Genomic DNA, 20,927 nt, shown 5'->3' on the forward strand with positions numbered 1-20,927 from the left:
GGGTGCGCCGCCTGCTCAACACCCCAACAGCAGATTCTTTTTGACTTTCTACCCCCGCACATCAAGTGCCCACCCCACGCGCCCTTCCCGGCATTTTCCCAAGGAGAGTCCCTTCTGTGAATCGCTTTCTCACGCGGCTTCCTCATCGGCTGGGTCTGACCGGGCTGCTGGCCCTGGGCGGGCTGGCGGCGGCGCAGGGCCAGACACCCGCCGGGACCGAGATCACCAACCAGGCGACGGCGGTCTTTGATCCGGCCATCCCCGGCGGTCCTGACAGTGCCGTCTCCAACGTGGTCCGGACCACCGTACAGGCCGTGTGCGCCGTGAGCGTCACGCCCGACGGCACACCGGAGCAGCCCGGACAGACGGCCTCCCTGCCCTACGGCGGCCGCACGGTCTTCGCCTACAGCCTGGTCAACGCGGGCAACCAGACCGCGACCTTTCCGGTGGCGGCCCGCACCGAGGCGGGAAGCGCCTTTACGCCCACCACCCGCCTCTATCTGGACGCGAACGGCAACGGTGCCGTGGACCCCGGCGAGCAGGTCGTGGAGAACGTCACGCTGGCCCCCGAGAAGGGCGCGAACCTGCTGCTGGCCGTGGAGGCGGCGAGCGGGCAGGGCACGGCCTACGTGAATCTGGTCGCCAGTTGCGCGGGTGGCGAGCAGGCCGACAGCAACAACGTCAGCCGCGTGACGGTGGGCGCGCCCCCACAACTGGCCGTGCAGAAGGCCTTCGCGCCCGCCCTGCTGCGCCCCGGCAGCGAGACGACCGTGACCGTGACCACCCGTAACGACGGCCAGGGCGAGGGCCAGGACGTGGTGCTGACCGACCTGCTGGACACGCAGATCGCGCAGGGGCTGACGTTCGTGCGGGGCAGCGCCCAGACCACGGCCGGCACCCTGGAATACACCGCCGACGGCGTGACCTGGCAGGGGACCGAACCCGCCGGGGTGCGCGGCGTGCGCGTCCGCGCGGCCAGCCTGCCCGCGGGCGCGGCCCTGACCCTCACCTTCCGGATGCTGGCGACCCCGGCGGCGGAAAACCACGTGATTCCCAACACCGCAACTGTCCTGGCCGGTGGCCTGGCCGCGCAGGGCAGCGCCCAGGTGGACGTGCGCTACCAGCCCGCCGTCGCCATCGGCCCGGCCGGCGTGCCCGAAGCGCCCGAGAACACGGCCGCCGACACCCAGAGCAAGGCCTTTGCCGTCATGGGCCAGCAGGTGTGCTTCGACCACACCCTCAAGAACACCGGGGATGTCCGCGACGACTTCCGGGTGACGGTCACGTACCCGCAGGGCCAGGCCCGCGCGGTTCTGACGGGCGAGAACGGGCAGGCGCTGGCTGAGCCGCTGCCGCTCGACCCCGGCCAGACGGCGCTCGTCCGCATCTGCTACGACGCCACGCAGAGCGGCCCGCTGGAGGCGCTGGTCACCGCTGCCGGCACCCGCGGCACCCGCAACACCACCCTGGACCGGGTGCAGGGCGTCGAGGCGGGTCTGCCCGAGCTGGTCAAGACCGTCAGCCCTGGCCCCACCGTCACGCTGGCGCGGGGCGAGCCGGTGACCTACACGCTCAGCGTGCGCAACCCCTACACGCGGCCCCTGACCGGCGTGGTGGTCAGCGACCCCCTGCCCGCCCACGTGGACTTCGTGCCGGGGGGCAACGTCATCTCGGACGGCGGCACCGTGACGGGCGAGGCGGGGAGGCAGGTGGCGACCTGGAACGTCGGCACCCTGGCTCCCGGCGAGACGCGCACCTTCCGCGTGACCGTCATCGTCAGCGACCGGGCGGTGGACGGCGAGACGCTGAACAACGTCTTTCAGATGGTTTCCAGCGAACTGCCCGCGCCGACGCCCAGCAACGAGGTGAAAAGCCCGGTCTGGAACGCCCAGCTCCGCGTCCTCAAGACCGTGAGCGCCGCGCAGGTGACGCCCGGCGACCGCCTCACCTACACCCTGACCATCCGCAACGGGTCGGCCACCACCGACATCGTGGACGCGGTGGTCACCGACACGCCCGCCGCCGGGCTGGTGTACCTCCCCGGCACCAGCACCCTGAACGGCGAGCCGCTGGCCGACCCCACGGTCACGAACGGCGTGCTGCACTGGAACCTCGGCAAGCTTCCCCCCAGCCAGGACATGGTGATCACCTACGGGGTGCGCGTGGGGGCCGGCACGCAGGGCGAGCTGCTGAACAGCGTGCAGGTGGTGGGCACGGGGGCGGGCGGCGCGGTGCGGACCATCGCCAGCAACAAATCGACCGCTGCCGTCAAGCTGCGGCTGCTGAACTTTGCCCCGCTGAACGACATCGTGGGAACGGTCTACGTGGACCGCAACCGCGACGGCCGCTTCGATGCCGGACTGGACACGCCGCTGGAACGTGCCCGCGTCATCCTGGCCGGGGGCCGCCTGGCCCTGACCGACGCGGCGGGGCGCTACCACTTCGCCAATGTGCCGCTGGGCACCCAGGCCCTGCGCCTCGACCCCGGCTCGGTCCCGTACCTGCCGCTGGACCTGCCGCAGGACGGCGGTCTGCCGGGAACCCGGACCGTGCAGGTGGGCGGCCTGACGGGCGTGGACTTCCCGCTCGCGCCGCTGGCAGGCGAGGTGGGCACGCTGCGCCGGACCACGCTGAGCGCCGGTCCCCTCAGCATCGAGAAAACGGTGGTCCTCACGGCCGGGGGCTACGCGGTGACGCTGCGCCTGAACACCCCCACGGCGCTGGAGGGCTTTACCCTGAACGACCCCCTGCCGTCCGGCGCGGCGCTGAAAGAAGGCCGCAATACCTGGAACGGTACGCTGCCCGCCGGTGAAACGGTCCTGACCTACCGCTTCACGTTCACGGGCAGCCCGAGCACCGCCGTGACCGACCCGACCGCCGGGTGGAGGTACTGATGAAGCCCTTTTCGAGGCGACCCCTGGTGGCCCTGACGGCCCTGATGCTGCTGGGCGCGGCCAGCGCGCAGACGGACGCGGGCAGTCCCGCCGTCAGCGCCCCCACCGTCCAGCGCACCAGCACCGTCAGCCTGCCCTTCGACGCACCGGCGCAGGCCCAGGAACTCGTCATCGCCCAGGCCCTCCCGGAAGGCGCGGCCTTCGTGTCCGGCAGCACCCGGCTGGACGGGCGTCCCCTGCCCGACCCCCGGCGCGGCCCCGGCGGCACGCTGTACTGGACGCTGCCCGCCCAGGCGCGCGGCCTGCTCACCTACGACCTGACCCATACCGCGCCCCTGGCCGCCCTGCCGGAACCCGCCCTGCTGGCCCGTTTTCCGGGTGAGCGCAGCGAGGTGCTCCAGGGCCTCATCGATTCTGCGGACCTGAAAGCCGCCGCGCCGCTGAACCTGCCGGAACCCGTCACCGAGAATGCCGGGGCCATCAAGCTCCCCCTGGCCGGCAGCGTGATTCGCCTGCGCGACCGCATCACCGTGGAGGTGGAAGCGCCGCTGGGAGCCGCCCCCGACCTCACCGTGAACGGCGTGGCCGTCGGCCAGGACCGCATCGGCACCACGGTGCAGGACGAGGGGCGCGGCGTGCAGCGGCTGACCTACGTCGGCGTGCCCCTCGTCCAGGGGCCGAACGTGCTGCGCTTCGGCACAGGGCAGGGGGCAGACGAGGTGCGGGTCGTGCGGGCCGGTCCCACCGCCCGCGTCGAGCTGACGCCCCTGAACCTGACCGCCGACGGCAGCACGCCCATCCGCCTGAAGGTGCGGACGCTCGACGCCTACGGCACGCCTTCCGCCCAGGCCACCCTCACGGTCCGCACCAACCTCGAACCCCGCGTCCCCGACGCCAGCCCCGGCGAGGCCGGGTATCAGGTACGGCTGGAGGGCGGCGAGGGCCTGCTGGAACTGCAACCGCAGACCGCCCCCACCGGCCTGAAGGTGGAGGTGCTGCTGGGGGAGCAGGTGCTGACCTCCCGCTATGAGGTCACGCCCGACCGCGCCCGCGTGGGCGTGGGGCTGGTCAGCGCGACCGTGGGCCTGAACGGCGGGCGGCTGTCGGAGAACGTCAGCGTGCAGGCCCGCGCCTACGCTGAGATGCCGGTCGGGGCGGGCAAGCTGTACGTGGCCGCCGACCGGGACGGGTTGCCGAAGACCGACAACCCCGCGGTCCGCTCGCCCGTCTTCGGGGACGCCAGCACCGAGCAGACGCCCCTGCAAGGCCTGGACCCGGTTGCGGCCATCTACGACCACCCGGCCTTCCGCGCGGCCTACCGCCAGACGGCGCTGCCCGTCAGCGTGCTGCCGGTGGGCGAGCAGCTCACGGCCCTGACCGTCGTGACCAAGAGCAACCCCAGCTTCTCGGCCTTCGTGGCGGGGGTGCCCGTTGACCGCGTCTCGGAAGTGCAGCTCACGCCCGACGGCACCCGCATCCTGCGCCTGCCGAACAGCGGTGTCGTGGACAGCAGCGAGACCCTGGAGGTCGTGACGCTGGAGGCGCGCACCGGCAAGGAACTGCGCCGCGTGACGCTGACGCGGGGCGTGGACTACATCGTGGACTACCCCACCGGCATCGTCACGCTGGTGCGGCCCCTGGAGCGGGTGGACGCGGGCTTCAACGACGTGCGCGTGCTGGCGAGCTACCGGCTGGTGGGCGGGGAGGCGGGCCGCCACCTCGCCTACGGGGTGCAGGTGCGCCAGGAGGGGCAGCACTCCAGCGTGGGCGCGGCGGTCGTGAACCTGGACGGCAAGACGACCTTCGGGGTGCGCGGCACCTTCGACAACGGCATCACGCGCGCCGACACCCGCGTCGCCTACGCGGGCGGCGTGCAGGCCAGCGCCGACCTCAGCACCCGCTTCGGGGACGACACCGCCAGCCTCTCCGCCCGCTACCAGGACGCGGGCTACCAGGGCCTGGCCCCCTTCAACGTCGGGCTGAATGTGGCCGCGAACTACACCGCCGCCCTCGGCCCGAGGTTCGGTGCCGTGGTGGACGGCGAGTACCACGCCACGCCTACGGCGCGGGGCGGCAGCGTCACCGCCCGCGGCGAGTACCGCTTCGCGCCCTTCAGCGTCGGCGCGGGCTTCAAGTCCGCCTTCGGGGACACGCACGGCCTGGGCGTGGTCGGCAGCGTGGGCTACCACCGCGCCCCGCTGGACGTGGACGTGGTGCATACCCAGCCCCTCACCGGGAATCTGGACACCACCACCGCCATCAGCACCCGCTACCGCCTGACCGACAAGGTGACGCTGGGCTTTGCCGACAAGATCACCTGGGGCATCGGCCAGGCCGCCGCGCTGACGCTCGACACCATGATCGGCAACGTGAACTACGCGGTGGGCTACGAACTTCCCACCGCCAGCGGCGAGGGCAACCGCGCCCGCTTCGGTGTCTCCACGGCCCTGCCGCTGAACGAGCGCACCACCGTCGGCCTGCGCGGCAGCGCCCTCTACGACGTGACGGGGGGCCAGGCCGAACTCGCGGGCGGGGCCGACCTGAACTACAGGGCGGACACCTTCAGCGCGGCGGCGGGCATCGACCTCAGCTACCGCGCGGGCCAGCTCGGCACCGTGGTGCGTGGCGGCATCACTGGCAGCGTCACGCCCCACCTCACCCTGACCGCCGACGGCCTGGCCGAGTTCGGCGCGGGCAAGAACGGCCAGCGCCTGGCCCTGGGGTACGCTTACCGAAACAGCACCGTGAACAGCTTGGGCTACCTGCGCTATGTCCAGGGCACGCTGGCCGCTGGAACGCCCGAACTGGACAGCGGCCTCAGCGCCGAGTACCGCCAGCCACGTTATGCCGTGCGCGGCGGCGTGGATACCCGCACTCTGCTGAACGATGCCGGCAGCTTCACCGCGCAGGCCTCGCTGGGGGGCACGGCCTACCTGGGCGACCGTTTTGGGGTGGGAGTCTGGGGCCGCCTGCTGACGCAGCCCTCTACGAACACCACAGCGCTCGGCTACGGTGTGGAAGGCAGCTTCCTGGCCTTGCCGGGCACCTGGCTGACCGCCGGCTACAACTTCAGGGGCTTCGAGGGCCTGCCCAGTGCGGGCATGTACACCAAGCAGGGGGCGTACCTGCGGCTGGACTTGACACTGGATGAGACGCTGGGAGGAAAGAAGTGAAGCGACTGCTCCAAAAGCTCCTGCCGTTCCTGGGCCTGTTGAGTGTCTCGGCCTCCGCCCAGACGAATACCGGAATCAGCAGCACCCCCCGTATGCAACAGTCTGGCCGCGTCGACTATGTGGCGCTGGGGGCCAGCTTCCGAACCGACAACGGCAACGGTGGAAACACCTGTACGGTCAAAACGGGGACCACGACGACCTCGACCGGGAGCGGCAACTTGCCCAATGGCGAGGTCGTCGCCAACAACGCCGTTGTCCAGGCGTCTGACCGCTCTGCCGCACAGCTCGTTCCTACGGGATCGACCATCAAGGCCGCTTACCTGTACTGGGTCGCCTCACAGAACAGTGACGATCCGGCCTCTGCCGACAAACAGGTGACCTTCATCGTCAATGGCGTACCGAACACGGTGACGGCCAGTCGGGTATGGACGGGGGTCAACAGCAACGGCGGCAGCATGGGGGCTTTTGCCGACGTGACCGGGCTGATGGGCAGCGTCACCGCGGCCAACGCCACCATGCGCATGGATGGGCTGAGTATCCAGAACAATGGCGATCAGTGCAGGAACGCCACGGTGCATGGTGCCTGGACGCTGTACATCGTGTACGAGAACGCGGGTCTGAGCAGCAAGCTCATCTCCTTTTACGATGGCCTGGAGTACATCGGCGGCAGTGCGGGGATCGCCAACAAGACCATTACGGCCAGTGGCTTCTCGGTGCCCAATGCCAGCAGTCTCGACCGTGTCTCCAAAGTCAGCGTCATGGTGGCCGACGGGGATTACGACGCGGCGGGCGACAGCCTGAGTCTGAAATCCAACCTGAACACCGCCGCGACCACCCAAAGCTCGGCCAGCCGGGGCGCTGGCAACTTCTTCGGGGGGGTCGTTTCCGCCGCAGCGGAAGACGGCACGGAAACGCGGCAGACGGGATCGGTCAACACGGCGGCCTCCACCACCGGCGGGCTGGACATCGCCACCATTTTCGCGCCCACCAGCGTGATTCCTGCCGGAACCGGCACCATCACGGCCACCATCGATTCTCAGGCTGGGGAACTGCTGATCACCCACAGCCTGGTGGTGATGGCGAACACGTCCAACGCGAATGTCCGCATCGCCAAGACGCTGGAGGGCACCGCCACGACCTACCGGGTCGGTGACGCCCTGAAATACCTGTTGACGGTCGACAACCGCCAGGGAACCTATGAAGCGCTGAATGTGGTGACGACCGACACCCTCCCCAGGGGCCTCACGTACAACGGCACCGAAATCAGCTACGACGGCGGCACCAGCTGGGCGGCCCTGAGCGGCGTGACCACCAGTGTCGACGCCACGGGGGTGACCACCATCACCCTGCCCGCCGTGCGTCGCCTGGACAACGACGGCAAAGTCTGGGGCGGCACCGGCAGCGTCGCCACCCAGCTCGGCACCCAGGACGTGAAATACCGTCTCAGTGTCACCGCCAACGGTGCGGTCACCGGCAGCCTGAACAACCAGGCCAATGTCACGACCGGCAGCGCCGAGACCGCCACCACGGACAACAGCAGCAGTGCCAGTGTGACCATCCTGCCCCAGGCCGACCTCGCCGTCACCAAGACCGACGGCGTCTCTTCGGTCATGTACGGCAGCGATACGGTCTACACGGTCCGCGTGACCAACGCTGGCCCGGCGGCCGTGACGGATGCCGTCCTTCAGGACCCCGCCGTGAGCGGCTTGAGCGTCTCCGGCGTGAGCTGCTCGGCGGCCACGGGCAACAGGTGTGCGGCACCGCCGACCGCGGCCCAACTCCAGAGCACCGGGGGTGCCACCCTGCCGGCACTGGCCTCCGGGGAATTCTTTGAACTCCAGGTGACGGCCAACGTCACGGCGAGCGGGAGCGTGACCAATACCGCCCAGGTCAGCCTGCCCTCGGGCAGCGGCGTGACGGACCCGGTCCCCGGCAACAACACGGCGGCCGACACGGACAGCGTCGTGCTGCCGTCCGGCCCCGCGGTCCCTCCGGGTGTCTGGAGTGCCAGCACCTGCCTGGACTTCAGCGGGGTGGCCCTGAGTGTCAACGGGGCACCTGTCACCAAGACGCTCACGACGCCTGAAGGGGTGCTGATCACCTACACCCTCGATGTCACCAGCAATGCCCAGTACGGCACGGGCAACACCCCCAGCAACCCCAGTGGCGAAGCGGTCCTCAACGGCTACGTTCCAGGCTCCTGGAGTGGCGACCGCTGGGACGACTACTTCGGCAGCGGCAAGACGAATGCCGTGGTGAACCGGCCCGTGGGCCGCAAGGTGGGCTATACCCTGAGCGCTTATGCCACCTACGGCGGCCAGGCCGTGCCCCTCACGCTGCTGACCGGCAGTGCCGAGGACGACGCCAGCAACGAGTACGTCATGACCACCACCAACGGCACCCCCTTCGCGGTGGTGGACCGCACGGTCGCGTCGACGGTCAACGGCACCCTCACCGTCTCGGGCAGCGGCACCACCGCCAAAATGACCGTGGACTCCGCAAACGGCAACTTCCTGCTGCTCGGCACCACCAAGATGGACGCGACGGCGGCGGCCCCCCTGGTGCTGACCAACGAGCTGGCGGGCAACGGGGCCACCGCGCAGGGGTACTGCCTGGCCTACACCTACGACCGTGGGGACGCGCCCAGCAGCTACCTCAGGGCCGCCCACCTCCAGTACCTCAGCTTCGGGACGACCCTGGCGAACGGCACCTACAACCTCAGGGACGCGGCCGTCGCCCCCTCCGCCGCGACCAGCCGCACCTCGGCCTTTCTGGGAGGCCAGCCGACCAGCGAGGCCACCGAACGCGGCACCAACGGCACGGCCGACAGTGACGACGCCGTCCCCGGCACGCTGCCGACCCTCGGCAACAACGCGGCGACCTACAGCGTGACTCTGGCCTACACCAACGCCTCCGGTGCCCCAGTGACGCTGGCGGGCTGGGTGGACTTCGACGGCAACGGCACCTTTGACGCGGGTGAGCGCACCACGACCAGTCTGGTGGCGGGCAGTGGCAATGTCACCCTCACCTGGAACGGCATCAGCGCGAATAGCAACAGGTCGGCGGCCCGCTACGCCCGCTTCCGGATCAGCAGTGACGCGACCAGCGCGGGCAATCCCAGCGGCACCGCCCCCGACGGTGAGGTCGAGGACTATCCGGTGCCTTATAGCGTCACGCCCGATCTCACCCTGACCAAGGCTGGCCCGGCCTATGCCAAGCCCAGCACCGTCGCCAATACCGATCCTGCCGCCGGTCCGGTCGTGGCCGCCGGGGACAGCTTCATCAGCTATACGCTCACGGTCAATACCGCTGGAGCCGACGCTACCGGGACCACGACCGTCACCGATACCCTGCCCGCTGGCCTGAGCTGGACGCCGTCTGGCAACTACACGGCCGGCCCCGGCAGCTGGACCTGTGGCGTTTCCGGCCAGACCATTACCTGCACGACCAGTAGTACCATCACCGTCGGGACGCCCCAGACCATCACCCTCAACAACGTCCGGGTCGGCCCCGGCACGGCGGCAGGCGCGACCTTTACCAACACGGCGACGGTCGCCAACCCCAACGAGGCTGCGGCGGACAAGAACGCGGGGAACACGGGAACCGCCAGCACCAAGTTGGTGCTGACGCAGGTGACCAAGGAAGTGCGGCTCCTGCCTGGTGCCACCTTCGGGAAGAGCGCGTCCGTGCGGCCCGGTGACGTTCTGGAATACTGCATCGACACCCGGAACCTGGGGGGTGCGGACCTGACGAATTATGTCCTCAGTGACACGCTGAACAGCAGTGGCCGCTCGCTGACCAGCATCACGACCGACACTGCGTATGGCGGCAAGGCCATCAAATGGACCCGCACCCCAGCCAGCGGAACAGCCACCACCGCCAGCTTCACCGCCGTGGCAGGCGACGATGCTGGAACCCTGACGGACAGCAGCCTGTCGGTCAACCTGGGGACGCTGGTCGCCGGGGAGACAGTCCGCACCTGCTTCCAGGTCCAGGTCAGGTAACGCTGGCCGCCGACCCTCCCGCACCCTTCGCCGCCCTGGTCTCCCCGGGGCGGCGCTGGCCTTTGCCCCGCCGCCGTACAATCCCCTGCGTGTCCTCTCACGCCCGCGGCCTGCTGCTTCTCGTTCTGGTGACGGCCATCTGGGGAAGCACCTTCGCCGTGGTCAAGGAACTGGGCGAACTGCTGCCACCCCCCGTGCTGATCGCGTGGCGCTTTCTCATCGCCGCGCTGGCCCTGCTGCCCGCGCTGGCCCTGACCCGCCGCCCTGCGCCCCCGACTCACCCGCCCACGCGCCCGCTCTGGCGCGACGGGCTGATTCTGGGGGCGTGGCTGCTCGCCGGGTACGGCACCCAGACCATTGCCCTCCAGACCACCGGGGCCAACCGCGCGGCCTTTTTCACGGCCCTCAGTGTGGTGCTGGTGCCGCTGTGGCTGACGCTGGCGCAGCGCCGCCCGCTGCCGCTGGCCCTCTGGCTGGCCCTGCCGCTGGCCGTGGCGGGCCTGGCCCTGCTCTCCTGGGAGGGCGGGGCGCTGGTCGTCGGGGACGCCTGGGCGCTGGCCTGCGCGGTGACCTACGCGGGCTTCATCATCACGCTGGAGAGGATGGCCGCGCGGCATCAGGCGCTGCGCTTCACGTTCGCGCAGCTGCTGGCCGTGACGCTGCTGGCCTGGGGCTGGGCGCTGCTGGCGGCCCCGGCGCAGCTCTGGCCCCCGGCCGCCGCCTGGGGGCCGCTGCTGTATCTGGGCGTGGCCGCCACCGCGCTGACCACCCTGCTCCAGACGGTCGGGCAGCGCAGCGTGAGCGCCGCCGAGGCCAGCCTGATCTACGCGCTGGAACCGGTCGCGGCGGCCCTGTTCAGCTTCCTGCTGATTCAGGAACGGGTGGGGCTGCGCGGCGCGCTGGGCGGCCTGCTGGTGGTGGGCGCGACCGTTCTGAGCCAGCGGGCCGAGGGCAACGCACATCTGGAAGCCCCCGCCCCACAGGCGGAAGACTGACAGCCGTGCGGCTTTCGGCCCTCAGCGGCCCTGGTGGGCCTGGTCCGGCATCACCAACAGTTGCAGGGCGGGGCTGGCCTGCCAGGCATCCATCAGGCTGGCTTTCAGCACCGAGTTCTGGACGGCCTGGTACAGGACGGGCGACAGGTTGTTGGAGGGGTACACCCGGCTGCGGCCCTCTGCCCCGACATGGATGCCGATGGGAAAGCCCAGCGTCAGGGTTGCCACCAGCATCGCGCCCAGGGCAAAGCCCCCCAGCGCCCCCGCGCCCAGATGCCAGGGACGGCCCAGCTGCCCGCGCAGCAGCCGCCGGGTCGCCAGCGCCAGAACGACGCCCAGCAGCAGCGCCAGGCCGGTGGCGACCAGCGCGCCCGCGCCCAGCAGGTTGGCGAGGAAGCACGCGGCCACGCCGCCCAGCCCCCACACCAGTCCCGAGAGGCCGCGCCGCGCGCCCAGCGCCGTCACGACCGCCCAGAGGGTCACGAGAAGCGCATCGAACCAGGTAATCACAGCCGCCAGTCTAGCCAGAGATTTCTTACAAAACTCATCTGCCCGGACTCTTGTGGGAAGGTGGGGGTGGCTGCCGTCTTTTTCCCGGCGGGGGCTAGACTGGGGCCATGATTCGAGTCCTCCTCGTCGATGACCACGCGCTGTTCCGTCAGGGCCTGCGCAGCCTGCTGGAATCCGAGGGGATGCGCGTGATCGGGGAGGCCGCCAACGGGCGCGAGGCCATCCGCTACGCCGCCGATACCCACCCGGACGTGATCCTGATGGATATCCAGATGCCCGAACTCGACGGGGTCAAGGCCACCCAGAGCATCCTGGAAATCGACCCCCAGGCCCGCGTCATCATGATCACGATGTACCGCCAGGACCGCTACGTGTTCGAGGCGGTCAAGGCGGGCGCGCGCGGCTACGTGCTCAAGGATGCCGACGCGGCCACCCTGCTCGACGCGATTCGCCGGGTGGCGGGCGGCGAGGCGCTGCTCGACGCGGACATGGCCCAGAATGTCCTCGACGACTTCCGCCACAAGCGCGAGGAACTGCCCAGCGAGAAGCACGCCGACCTCAACGAACGCGAGACGATGATTCTCAAGCTGCTGGCCCAGGGCTTTTCCAATCAGGACATCGCGCTGCGGCTCGACATCAGCGAGAAGACGGTCCGCAACCGCCTCTCGGAGATCTTCACCAAGCTGCAACTGAACAATCGCACCCAGGCGGCCCTCTACGCGATCCGCGAGGGCATCGCCAACCTGGAATAGGGGAGGGTCCACCACCGTTCATGCCCAGGCCCCGCCCCGCCAGAACCGCGCCCGCCGCCTCCCCCGTGACCTTCCGGGCGGGGTGTGGCCGGGAGTGGGCGGCCGCTTCCGCCGAGGCGGATCTGGCCTACACCGAGCAGGCCTATCCCGACTGTCCGCTGTGCCCGCACCGGGTGGAGCCGGAGGGCGGCCCGCCCTTCTGCACCCTGCGTCCGGTGGGAACGGCGCACCCCTTCGCCGCGCTCGCGGGGTTGGAGTGGCCCGAGTGAGGGCGGCCGCGCGTGGTCTTTGACCTGACCGCCGACCTGCGCTCGCGGGGCTACGGCGGCGAGGTCAGTGTCCTGATCACCGATCTCGCGGGCCGGGAGCTGTACGCGCTGAATCCGGCGCAGGTCTTCCCGGCGGCCAGCACGATCAAGGTGCCCCTGCTGCTGCTGGCCCTGGAGGAGGCGCAGGCGGGACGGCTGGACCTGCGGGAGCGCGTTACCCTCCGCGCCCAGGACCGGGTGCCCGGTGCCGGGGTCCTGCACGAACTCGGCGCGGGCCTGCCCCTGACCTGGGAAGACCTGCTGACCCTGATGATCATCGTCAGCGACAACACCGCGACGAATCTGGTCATCGCCCGGCTGGGCCTGGAGCGGGTGAATGCCTGGCTGAGCGGGCAGGGCCTGCAAGACACGCGCCTGGTCGGGCCGCTTCAGCTGCCCCCCGAGCGGCAGAACGCGGCGCAGCGGCGGGGCGAGCGTAACCGGACCTCGGCCCGCGATCAGGCCGCGCTGCTGGGGACGCTGGTGCGCGGGGAACGGCTGGACGAACACCATACCTGGCAGGCCCTCTCCATCCTGTCGCGCCAGCAGCTCCGCGACCTGCTGGGCCGGCACGTGCCGCGTGACCCGCAGGGCGAACCCCTCTACCAGGTGGCCAGCAAGAGTGGTGAGCTGCCGGGCCTCCACCACGACGTCGGGGTGTTGTTCACGCCGCGCCCCCTGGTGGCCGCCGTGCTGTCTCGGGGAGGCACCGACCCCCGCGAGCATCCGGACAACCGGGATGTGGCGGTGCTGGCGGCCGCCCTCTGGCCGCTGCTGGCCGCCCTGGGAGGCGTGTTTCAGGGCACATCCGGGGACATTTAACCGCGCGGTCAGGGCTAGCCTGAAGTTGCAGAAGTGGGGCGTTTTCGCCGTACAGCACGGCAGGAGGCGCTGTGGGTGCGTGCTATGCTGGACGCCTCAGCCGGCTGCCTTAAGGATTCTCAGGGGAGGCGGAGCAGCCACTTCAGACGCAAGCACTGGAGCAGCAGGCACTTCAAGCGCGAGGAGAAGGAACGTGGAGAGAAACGACGCTGTCATGCCCTGGGTCGCCATCGTGTGTGCGGCCATCATGTGGATCATCCTGCTGTTCCTGTTCAACAAGGAAACGGCCCCGGAACCCGTCGTGGTGGACCCCGCCGTGGTGGCGAGCATCAACCAGGAGTGGCCCACCCTCGGCCAGCAGGTGTTCACCTCGGCGGGCTGCGTGGGCTGTCACGGGGCGCAGGGGCAGGGGGGAGCCGGCCCCAAGCTGGCCGGGGACGAGAAGATTCTCAAGGACCCGGTGTATGTCCACACCATCGTCGATAAGGGCAAGGGTGGGATGCCCGCTTTCGGGGACAAGCTCTCGGAGAAGGAGATTTACGCGGTCGCGAACTTCGTGCTGCACTCCTGGGGCAACAGCATCCCTGAGCCGCTGACGCCCGCGACGGTGGCGGCAGGCCAGACCAAGGTGGACCCGGCGGTCCTGAAAAACCGCTCGCGTTTCGTGCCCGAGGACATCAAGCTGCCGGAAATCTTCCTGGCGACCTTCACGATGGTGTTGCTCACCTACGGTCTGATCGGGCTGTACAGCGTGTGGGCCGAAGGCACGGAACTGCACCCCGGCATTCACAAGGTCCGCTCGACGCCGCTGTCGATGCTGGGGATGGTGGTCACGCTGGGGCTGAGCGTGCTGTTCAGCGTGCTGTTTGTCCGGCAGATGGTGGCCGATTACGGGGCCTGGGCCAACAAGGAACTGCCGAACGTCACGATGGAAGGCTTCTACGCCGCGATGATCCTGCTGACGCTGGCTGTCGCCATCGGCCTGTACAAGAAGTTCTTCATGGACGGCGAGGTGCTCGTCGAGGACGCCAGCGGCGAGTTCCCCTGGTAATCCTTCCCTGGGCATTTCCGGGACCCACGACACAAGGGAGAGTTTGAACCATGACCCGCTACAAGAGACAAGACCCCGAACTCACGCGCCGCAAGTTCATCAATGTGGCGATGGGCACCGCCGCCGCGGTCGGAGGCGTCAGCCTGATCAGCACGCTGGGCACCGCCAACCCCATCTTCCGCCTCACCCGCGAGAACATGCCCCCCCTCAAGGGCGACATCCTGGTTCACGCCGAGGGCAGCAAGGAGGGGCAGCCCATCGCCATCAGCGAACTGGGGACCGACCTGGTCCGCGCCTGGCCGATGGGCAAGGGCGAGAACGGCGAGGACATCATCCGCAAGGGCGACCCCAACAACATCCTGGTGGTGTACCACTTTCCCCAGGGGCAACTCGTCGCGCCCACCAATCTGGAGGCCACCATTCAGGGGCAGACGGTGGCGTACAGTGACATCTGCACCCACGCAGGCTGCACGGTCGGCGGCACAGGGGAAGGCATGCTGTGTCCCTGCCACTCCGGGCAGTACGCCCCCAAGCGCGGTTGCGTCGTTGTCGGTGGTCCGCCCCCCCGCCCGCTGGCGCAGCTCCCCATCGCTGCCCAGGGGAACAACATCGTGGTGACGGGGTTCTTCCTGACGATGCCCTACCCCTACATCCATGAGGCAGAATGGGACGAGTTCAAGAAAACCGTGGAGGAGCAACTCGCATGAACCAGTGGCTTGACGAGCGCCTGCATCTCTCGCGCCTGAACGACAAGTTCCTGCGCAAGGCCTTCCCCGTTCACCACAGTTTCTTCCTGGGTGAAATCACGCTGTTCAGCCTGATCATCCTGGTGCTCACCGGCATTCTGCTGGCGCTTGCCTATGAACCGAGCAACAGCCTGATCGTGAATTCCTTCGATCCCGGCACCTCCGACAAGCCCAACCTGATTCCGGCGGCGTACCACTCGGCCCTCAAGATCAACGCCATGCCCTTCGGGGACATGCTGCGGCGTATCCACCACTGGACCGCCAACATCATGATCGCGGCGGCCGTGATCCACATGATGCGCATCTACTTCACGGGGGCCTTCAAGAAGCCGCGTGAAATCAACTGGTGGATCGGCATGCTGCTGCTGATCTTCGCGGCGCTGACCGCCGTGACCGGCTACGCCCTGCCCTACGACAACTACGCCTACAACACCCTCAAGGTGATCTACGGCATCGCCGCCTCGATTCCCTGGGTGGGCGAGTGGGTCGCGCAGGCCGCCTTTGCCGGGCGCTTCCCCGGCGCGGGGATCATTCCGCGCGTGTACGGCTACCACATCATGCTGCTGCCGATGATTCTGGTGGCGCTGACCGCCGCTCACATGCTGATCATGATCAAGCAGAAGCACACGCAGCCGCAGTACGCCAAGCGCATCGCCTACAAGAAGATCGTGGGCGTGCCGCTGATGACCCAGCAGACCCCCATCATGCTGCTGCTCGCCATCGGGTTCGCGGCCATCATCGTGCTGTTCAGCGCCTTTATCCCGGTTCACCCGGTCGAGTTCTTCGGACCGCCCAGCACCACGCCCATCAACAACATCAAGCCCGACTGGTACCTGCTGTGGGTGTTCGGCGCGCTGGCGATCATTCCCGGTAACGTCGGCTTCACCTTCCTGGGCGGGGAATTCGGTTCGGAGTTCCTGGGCGCGATTGTGCTGCCCACGGTGATCATCCTGCTGATGTTCGCGGTGCCGATGTTCGACCGCAGCCGCGACAACGTGTACTACGCCGAGAACCCCACCAACCACCCGGTGCGCCTGGCGGCAGGCATCGCCTTCATGGCCCTGCTGATCGTGTGGTCGGTCGCCGGGTACAAGCCGGAGCTGATCGCCTCGGGCATCCTGTCCACCGGCAACGCCAATACGGTTCTCTGGATTGCCACCTTCCTGGTGCCCGCCCTGTCCTACTTCCTCACGCTGGCGATTGTGCGCGGCATCCGTTCCCTGCGGGAGTCCGACGCCCGCGACCGCGCCGCCTTCTCGCACGCCGACGACTGAGCGGTTCCGTCCAAAGAGAACGGCCACACTGAGGCCCCGGTGATCTTACCGGGGCCTTTTTTCCTGCCGCCACCCTAGGGCGGGGCGCAGAAAGGTTGCCGCTTTTTGGCAACCTCTCCGAGCGAAGCGAGAAGCGCAGAAAGGGCGGCGCGCAGTGGAGTGGACGCCTAAGACATGCGGCAACGCAACGGAGCGCCGCCCTATGCTGCCCCCATGAACGATTCGCTCGCGCTGTCTCTGGCCCGCCCAGGCCCATGCCCTCGGCCTCGATGCCCTGAACGTCGAGGACGCCGACCCGGAAACGCTGCGGGCCTTTGCCCACGCTGCCTTGCAGGAGCTGGCCGCCCTGGGTCTGGTGGCTGGGGAGGTGGAGGTCGGGTGCTGGGCCGCGCCCCGTCTGGCGGGTCACTGAGCCGGGCCAGCGAACCAGTTAGGGCAGGCGCGAACGCAGGAGCTGGAAGTCGCCCTCCAGGGTGTAGGTATCGGCGGCCGCCGGGACGAGCGCGGATTCCAGCTTCCCGAGACGCAGGGTGTCCTGTCCGGCCCGGAGCTGCGCTTCCCCCTCGATCACGGTCAGGGCGTGGAAACTCTCGCCGCGGGTCGTGCCCTGGAGAGGAGCGGGGCCGCCCGTCAGCCGCTCCAGCACGAAGTAGGCGCAGCGCGTCAGCTCCTGCACCTCGCCGGGCTGCGCTGGCGGGCTGGCAAGGGGGGCCGCCTGGGCGGGGAGGGTCACGGCGGCGCTCTCGCGCAGGTGCAGTGCCCGCCCCGCGCTGGCCGGGCGGTCCCAGTCGTAGACCCGGTAGGTCAGGTCGCTGGTCTGCTGCACCTCGTACAGCAGCAGGCCCGGTCCCAGCGCATGCAGGGTTCCGGCGGGCATCAGGACCGTGTCGCCCGCCTGAACGGGATGGCGCTCGGCATGGTCCATCACCTGCCCCGCGAGGATTGCCTCCCGCAGCCTCTCCGCCTCGGTCCCGGCCCGCACCCCCGCGATAAGCTGGGCCTCCTGGGCCGCTTCCAGCAGGTGCCACGCTTCCGTCTTGCCGAGGTGCCCCTCTCCCGCCAGGACGCGGGCCTGGGCGTCGTCGGGATGGACCTGCACGCTGAGCCAGTCCGCGCAGTCCAGCAGCTTGATCAGCAGCGGAAAGCGGGTGCCCTGGGCGTGGGTGCCCAGCAGTTCGCGCGGATAGGCGGCGCTCAGCTCGGCCAGTGTATGTCCGGCATAGGGGCCGCGCGCGACCACATTGCCCTCGTACACCACCCAGGCTTCCCCCACGGGTGAAGGGGCCGTGGGGGCCAGTCGTCTCCCGCCCCAGACCCGCTCCGAGAACTGGGGCTGAAGCGCGATTGGCAGGGTCAGGGCAGCGGACGCAGAGCTTGGCGGCAAGGACATGTCCCCATCATGCCGAATGGGGCAGCGGCGTGATGGGGACGTGACTTGAGGCGGGCTTGGAACTCGGCGGGACAGCGCCGGGCAGGTTCAGGCCTGCACGCGGCCGGGGCGGACGGCCGGCTGGGCCTCGCCCTGCTTGGCCCCGGCAGCATACCCCACCTGTGCCCCGAACTGCCAGGCCAGTTTGAGCATGAACTGAATGGCCGCCTCGTCCCGCTGCTGAATCAGGGTGTGGAGATGTTCGGGCAGGCCGTCGGGAAGGGGCATGGCCGCGAGCTGCTCGCCGTACTCCGCGCGGAGCTGCTCGAACCACTCGGCGTAGGGATTGGTCATGCCTCCAATCTTAACACTGACGCACTCAAGGAATGTAAGCCAGAGAAACCGCTGGCAGGGGAGAGGCGGGGCCTGACTTTGCTGGCCGCGCACCTTTTTCTTTCTCCAATGGTGTTACGCTTCACGCATGACGGCGACCTCTCTTCCTGAATCCCGTGGTGATCAGCCCACTCAGGACATCAGCATCAGTGAATTCGGAGCGCAAAAGGCCCTGGCTATCCTGGCCCAGAGCGGCAAGGAAAATGCGGGCGTGCGCGTCTTTATCAAGAGCGGCGGGTGCAGCGGCTACCAGTACGGCATGGCGATTGACGACCGCGAACTGGAAGGCGACACCATCGTGATGGACCGGGGCGTGAAGCTGCTGGTCGACCGCATGAGCTTCCCGCTGCTGCGCGGTAGCGAGGTGGACTTCGTGGAGAACATGATGGGCGGCGGCTTTACGGTCAACAACCCCAACGCCACCAGTTCCTGCGGCTGCGGCCACTCCTTCCGCACTGACGGTGCCCAGTCCCCCGACGGCGAGGGCAGCGGCGGCTGCGGCAGCCACTGAATCTTCCCCTCCCTTTCTCGCACCACCCGGCAGATTTGGCCGGGTGGTTTTTGCTGGCCCCGGCCTGCACTATCCTGCGGCCATGATCGTGCTTGGCGTGGACCCCGGACTGGCGAACCTCGGCCTGGGGCTGGTGGAGGGGGATGTCCGCAAGGCGCGGCACCTGTACCACGTCTGCCTGACCACCGAGAGTGCCTGGCTGATGCCGCGCCGCCTCCAGTATCTGCACGAGGAGGTCTCGCGGCTGCTGGCCGAGTACCGCCCGGACGCCGTGGCTATCGAGGATCAGATTCTGCGCCGCCAGGCGGACGTGGCCTTCAAGGTGGGGCAGGCGTTCGGCGTGGTGCAGCTGGCCTGCGCGCAGGCGGGCGTGCCCATCCACGCCTACGGCCCCATGCAGGTGAAACGCTCGCTGGTGGGCACCGGCCGCGCCGAGAAGGAACAGGTCATCTATATGGTCAAGGCCAGCCTGGGCATTCGGGAACTCTTCAACAACCACGCGGCCGACGCCCTGGCCCTGGCCCTGACCCACCTGGCCCATCAGCCGATGCAGGCGGCCGCCGCGGCCCGTCTGGCCCGCCGCTAGACGGTTCCCGTGTCCCTGGCACTCGCGTTGTCGGCCGGCCTCACGTTCCTGTGGCTGTGGTTCTTCGTGCGGCGCGACCGGCACCCGGAACCGGCCTGGTTGCTGGCCCGGACCTTCGGCTGGGGCCTGCTGGCGTGGGCGGTGTCGGCGGCCTTCGAGGGCAGCTTCGACCGCCTGGCTCTGCCCCTGCTGGTGATGCTGCTGTCCGCTGTCGTCGAGGAAGGCAGCAAGTTCCTGGCCGCGAGCACGGCCATCAGCGAACACGCCTTCGACGAGCCGATGGATGGTCTGGTCTATGCCGTGACCGCCGCGCTGGGGTTCGCACTGCTGGAAAACGTGACCTATACGCTGGGGTTTGGCCCCCGCGCGGCCACCTGGCATGCCCTGCTGACGACCCTGGCGCACGCCCTTTTCAGTGCGCCGCAGGGCTATGCCCTGGGGGGGCGACATCTGGGCCGGGGCCGCTGGTGGCGTTCACGCGGCCTGCTGCTGAGTATCGCCCTGCACTTCGTCTTCAATGGCCTGTTAACCGGCCGCGCCAGCTGGTTGCAGTTGCTGGCGCTGGGCGCGGCCGTGCTGCTGATGGCCCTGCTCGCCAGCCGCTACTACCTGCACTTCGAGGCCCACGCCCGCGAGAATCCCCGGCTGCCCTGAACTTCCTGGCCTTTCCGGGGGTTACAGCGTGGGATGCCCGGTCTGCCCGGCCACCCAGTGCTGCCCATCCTCGTCGGCCTCGTGCTTCCAGATGGGCAGGTGGACCTTCAGATGCTCGATCAGGAAGTCGCACGCCTCCAGGGCCGCGCGGCGGTGCGGGCTGGCGACGCCAATCAGGATGCTTTCCTCGCCGGGCAGCAGCCGGCCCAGGCGATGCTGCACCATCACCCGCAGTTCGCCGTGGCGGGTCCGGGCCTCGCTGGCCGCAGCGTGCATCACTTTCTCTGCCATCGGTGCGTAGCCCTCGTACTCGATGGCCTCCACCTCCTTGCCCCGGTTCGGTGAACGCACCGTGCCCACGAAATAGGCCTGGGCACCATAGGCAGGCCGAACCAGAAAGGCCGAGGCCTCTTCCAGCCTCAGAGGAGAGGTGACGACCTCGCAGCGGGTGTCCTCGTCCGCTCCCCCCGCCACCGGTGGCAGAAAGGCGACTTCATCCCCGGCCCTCAATACCTGCTCGGGGGCGGCGTAGGTTTCGTTCACGGCCACCATGCACCCGCGCAGGCTCAGGCCATAGGTCTGCTCGACCTGACTCGCCAGGCCCCTGACCGTCGTTCCCTCCAAAGCTTCCAGCATGGCGGTTTCCAGCCCAGATTCACGCTTCAGGCGCGCAAAAAATACCACGTTGACCTGCATGGGGCGAGCGTACCATGACCCCTCTGGCGCTGCCGAATCCTCGTCTGAAGGAATGGAGGCGAGGCGGGGGTTGACAGAATTCTCCAACGCCTGTATCTTTTCTGAGCCTCGGTTGAGGCGAGCAGCATGACAAGCGAAGCGTGCGAGTGAAGCACATACTGCAAGAAACAATCTCCTCCGTTGGAGGGG

The 20,927-nt window shown here is 68.8% G+C and carries 17 protein-coding genes; 13 read left to right on the forward strand and 4 right to left on the reverse strand.

From position 1 onward, the window contains the following. Positions 1–116: 116 nt before the first annotated feature. The 4 genes from ABEA67_RS17090 (at position 117) to ABEA67_RS17105 (ending at position 11,066) form a co-directional block, all read left to right on the forward strand. The gene (locus tag ABEA67_RS17090) at positions 117–2,894 is read left to right on the forward strand and encodes a DUF11 domain-containing protein (protein WP_345467604.1); all 2,778 of its coding nucleotides are present in this window, start codon (positions 117–119) and stop codon (positions 2,892–2,894) included. After that, a complete protein-coding gene (locus tag ABEA67_RS17095; RefSeq protein ID WP_345467605.1) occupies positions 2,894–6,067 on the forward strand; it encodes a hypothetical protein in 3,174 nt (1,057 codons plus the stop codon). The genes ABEA67_RS17090 and ABEA67_RS17095 overlap by 1 nt, the downstream gene beginning before the upstream one ends. Next, positions 6,064–10,071 carry a beta strand repeat-containing protein gene (locus ABEA67_RS17100; protein ID WP_345467607.1) on the forward strand — a complete coding sequence of 1,336 codons (4,008 nt, stop codon included), beginning with the start codon at positions 6,064–6,066 and terminating at the stop codon, positions 10,069–10,071. Before ABEA67_RS17095 ends, ABEA67_RS17100 begins: the two co-directional genes overlap by 4 nt. Positions 10,072–10,160: 89 nt before the next feature. After that, positions 10,161–11,066, forward strand: coding sequence for a DMT family transporter (locus ABEA67_RS17105; RefSeq protein ID WP_345467608.1), 906 nt, complete (start codon positions 10,161–10,163; stop codon positions 11,064–11,066). Positions 11,067–11,087: 21 nt separating this feature from the next. Here ABEA67_RS17105 and ABEA67_RS17110 read toward each other — a convergent pair whose 3' ends face one another. Beyond that, entirely contained in the window at positions 11,088–11,576 is a 489-nt protein-coding gene (locus ABEA67_RS17110; RefSeq protein ID WP_345467609.1) for a hypothetical protein, read from the reverse strand. 107 nt (positions 11,577–11,683) lie between these two features. On the opposite strand from ABEA67_RS17110, the gene ABEA67_RS17115 reads away from it, so the two are divergent. The 6 genes from ABEA67_RS17115 (at position 11,684) to ABEA67_RS17140 (ending at position 16,529) form a co-directional block, all read left to right on the forward strand. Then, positions 11,684–12,328 (forward strand): response regulator transcription factor, encoded by a 645-nt coding sequence (locus ABEA67_RS17115; protein ID WP_345467610.1) that lies wholly within the window; start codon positions 11,684–11,686, stop codon positions 12,326–12,328. 20 nt (positions 12,329–12,348) lie between these two features. After that, positions 12,349–12,597, forward strand: coding sequence for a hypothetical protein (locus ABEA67_RS17120; protein WP_345467611.1), 249 nt, complete (start codon positions 12,349–12,351; stop codon positions 12,595–12,597). A gap of 12 nt (positions 12,598–12,609) precedes the next feature. After that, on the forward strand, positions 12,610–13,458 hold the full coding sequence (locus tag ABEA67_RS17125) for a serine hydrolase (RefSeq protein WP_345467613.1): 849 nt from the start codon (positions 12,610–12,612) through the stop codon (positions 13,456–13,458). A gap of 193 nt (positions 13,459–13,651) precedes the next feature. Then, positions 13,652–14,509, forward strand: coding sequence for a c-type cytochrome (locus ABEA67_RS17130; protein ID WP_345467615.1), 858 nt, complete (start codon positions 13,652–13,654; stop codon positions 14,507–14,509). Between the two features lie 50 nt (positions 14,510–14,559). Beyond that, a complete protein-coding gene (locus ABEA67_RS17135; protein WP_345467616.1) occupies positions 14,560–15,216 on the forward strand; it encodes a Rieske (2Fe-2S) protein in 657 nt (218 codons plus the stop codon). Next, positions 15,213–16,529 (forward strand): cytochrome b, encoded by a 1,317-nt coding sequence (locus tag ABEA67_RS17140; RefSeq protein ID WP_345467619.1) that lies wholly within the window; start codon positions 15,213–15,215, stop codon positions 16,527–16,529. Before ABEA67_RS17135 ends, ABEA67_RS17140 begins: the two co-directional genes overlap by 4 nt. 430 nt (positions 16,530–16,959) lie before the next feature. Here ABEA67_RS17140 and ABEA67_RS17145 read toward each other — a convergent pair whose 3' ends face one another. Continuing rightward, complete coding sequence (locus tag ABEA67_RS17145) at positions 16,960–17,919, reverse strand: type I phosphomannose isomerase catalytic subunit (RefSeq protein ID WP_345467621.1); 960 nt, start codon at positions 17,917–17,919, stop codon at positions 16,960–16,962. An 87-nt stretch (positions 17,920–18,006) separates the two neighbouring features. Beyond that, a complete protein-coding gene (locus ABEA67_RS17150; RefSeq protein WP_345467623.1) occupies positions 18,007–18,252 on the reverse strand; it encodes a DdrH in 246 nt (81 codons plus the stop codon). 127 nt (positions 18,253–18,379) lie between these two features. Here ABEA67_RS17150 and ABEA67_RS17155 point away from each other — a divergent pair, with 127 nt between their 5' ends. The 3 genes from ABEA67_RS17155 to ABEA67_RS17165 all read left to right on the forward strand — a co-directional run bounded on the left by ABEA67_RS17155 (position 18,380) and on the right by ABEA67_RS17165 (position 20,042). After that, on the forward strand, positions 18,380–18,802 hold the full coding sequence (locus tag ABEA67_RS17155; RefSeq protein WP_345467624.1) for a HesB/IscA family protein: 423 nt from the start codon (positions 18,380–18,382) through the stop codon (positions 18,800–18,802). Between the two features lie 82 nt (positions 18,803–18,884). Beyond that, entirely contained in the window at positions 18,885–19,388 is a 504-nt protein-coding gene (locus ABEA67_RS17160; protein WP_345467625.1) for a crossover junction endodeoxyribonuclease RuvC, read from the forward strand. 9 nt (positions 19,389–19,397) lie between these two features. Continuing rightward, the gene (locus ABEA67_RS17165; RefSeq protein ID WP_345467626.1) at positions 19,398–20,042 is read left to right on the forward strand and encodes a PrsW family intramembrane metalloprotease; all 645 of its coding nucleotides are present in this window, start codon (positions 19,398–19,400) and stop codon (positions 20,040–20,042) included. A 21-nt stretch (positions 20,043–20,063) separates the two neighbouring features. On the opposite strand, the gene moaD is transcribed toward ABEA67_RS17165, so the two are convergent. Beyond that, positions 20,064–20,738 carry a molybdopterin converting factor subunit 1 gene (gene moaD / locus ABEA67_RS17170; protein ID WP_345467628.1) on the reverse strand — a complete coding sequence of 225 codons (675 nt, stop codon included), beginning with the start codon at positions 20,736–20,738 and terminating at the stop codon, positions 20,064–20,066. Positions 20,739–20,927 lie beyond the last annotated feature (189 nt).

This window comes from Deinococcus carri (assembly GCF_039545055.1).
Taxonomy (GTDB): domain Bacteria; phylum Deinococcota; class Deinococci; order Deinococcales; family Deinococcaceae; genus Deinococcus; species Deinococcus carri.

What these genes read in the sequence shown, in the direction of transcription:
- ABEA67_RS17095 (WP_345467605.1), top strand. Translation starts at nt 2,894, where the DNA reads ATGAAGCCCTTTTCGAGGCGACCCCTGGTGGCCCTGACGGCCCTGATG.
- ABEA67_RS17115 (WP_345467610.1), top strand. Translation starts at nt 11,684, where the DNA reads ATGATTCGAGTCCTCCTCGTCGATGACCACGCGCTGTTCCGTCAGGGC.
- ABEA67_RS17120 (WP_345467611.1), top strand. Translation starts at nt 12,349, where the DNA reads ATGCCCAGGCCCCGCCCCGCCAGAACCGCGCCCGCCGCCTCCCCCGTG.
- ABEA67_RS17135 (WP_345467616.1), top strand. Translation starts at nt 14,560, where the DNA reads ATGACCCGCTACAAGAGACAAGACCCCGAACTCACGCGCCGCAAGTTC.
- ABEA67_RS17140 (WP_345467619.1), top strand. Translation starts at nt 15,213, where the DNA reads ATGAACCAGTGGCTTGACGAGCGCCTGCATCTCTCGCGCCTGAACGAC.
- ABEA67_RS17145 (WP_345467621.1), bottom strand. Translation starts at nt 17,919, where the DNA reads ATGTCCTTGCCGCCAAGCTCTGCGTCCGCTGCCCTGACCCTGCCAATC.
- ABEA67_RS17150 (WP_345467623.1), bottom strand. Translation starts at nt 18,252, where the DNA reads ATGACCAATCCCTACGCCGAGTGGTTCGAGCAGCTCCGCGCGGAGTAC.
- ABEA67_RS17155 (WP_345467624.1), top strand. Translation starts at nt 18,380, where the DNA reads ATGACGGCGACCTCTCTTCCTGAATCCCGTGGTGATCAGCCCACTCAG.
- ABEA67_RS17160 (WP_345467625.1), top strand. Translation starts at nt 18,885, where the DNA reads ATGATCGTGCTTGGCGTGGACCCCGGACTGGCGAACCTCGGCCTGGGG.
- moaD (WP_345467628.1), bottom strand. Translation starts at nt 20,738, where the DNA reads ATGCAGGTCAACGTGGTATTTTTTGCGCGCCTGAAGCGTGAATCTGGG.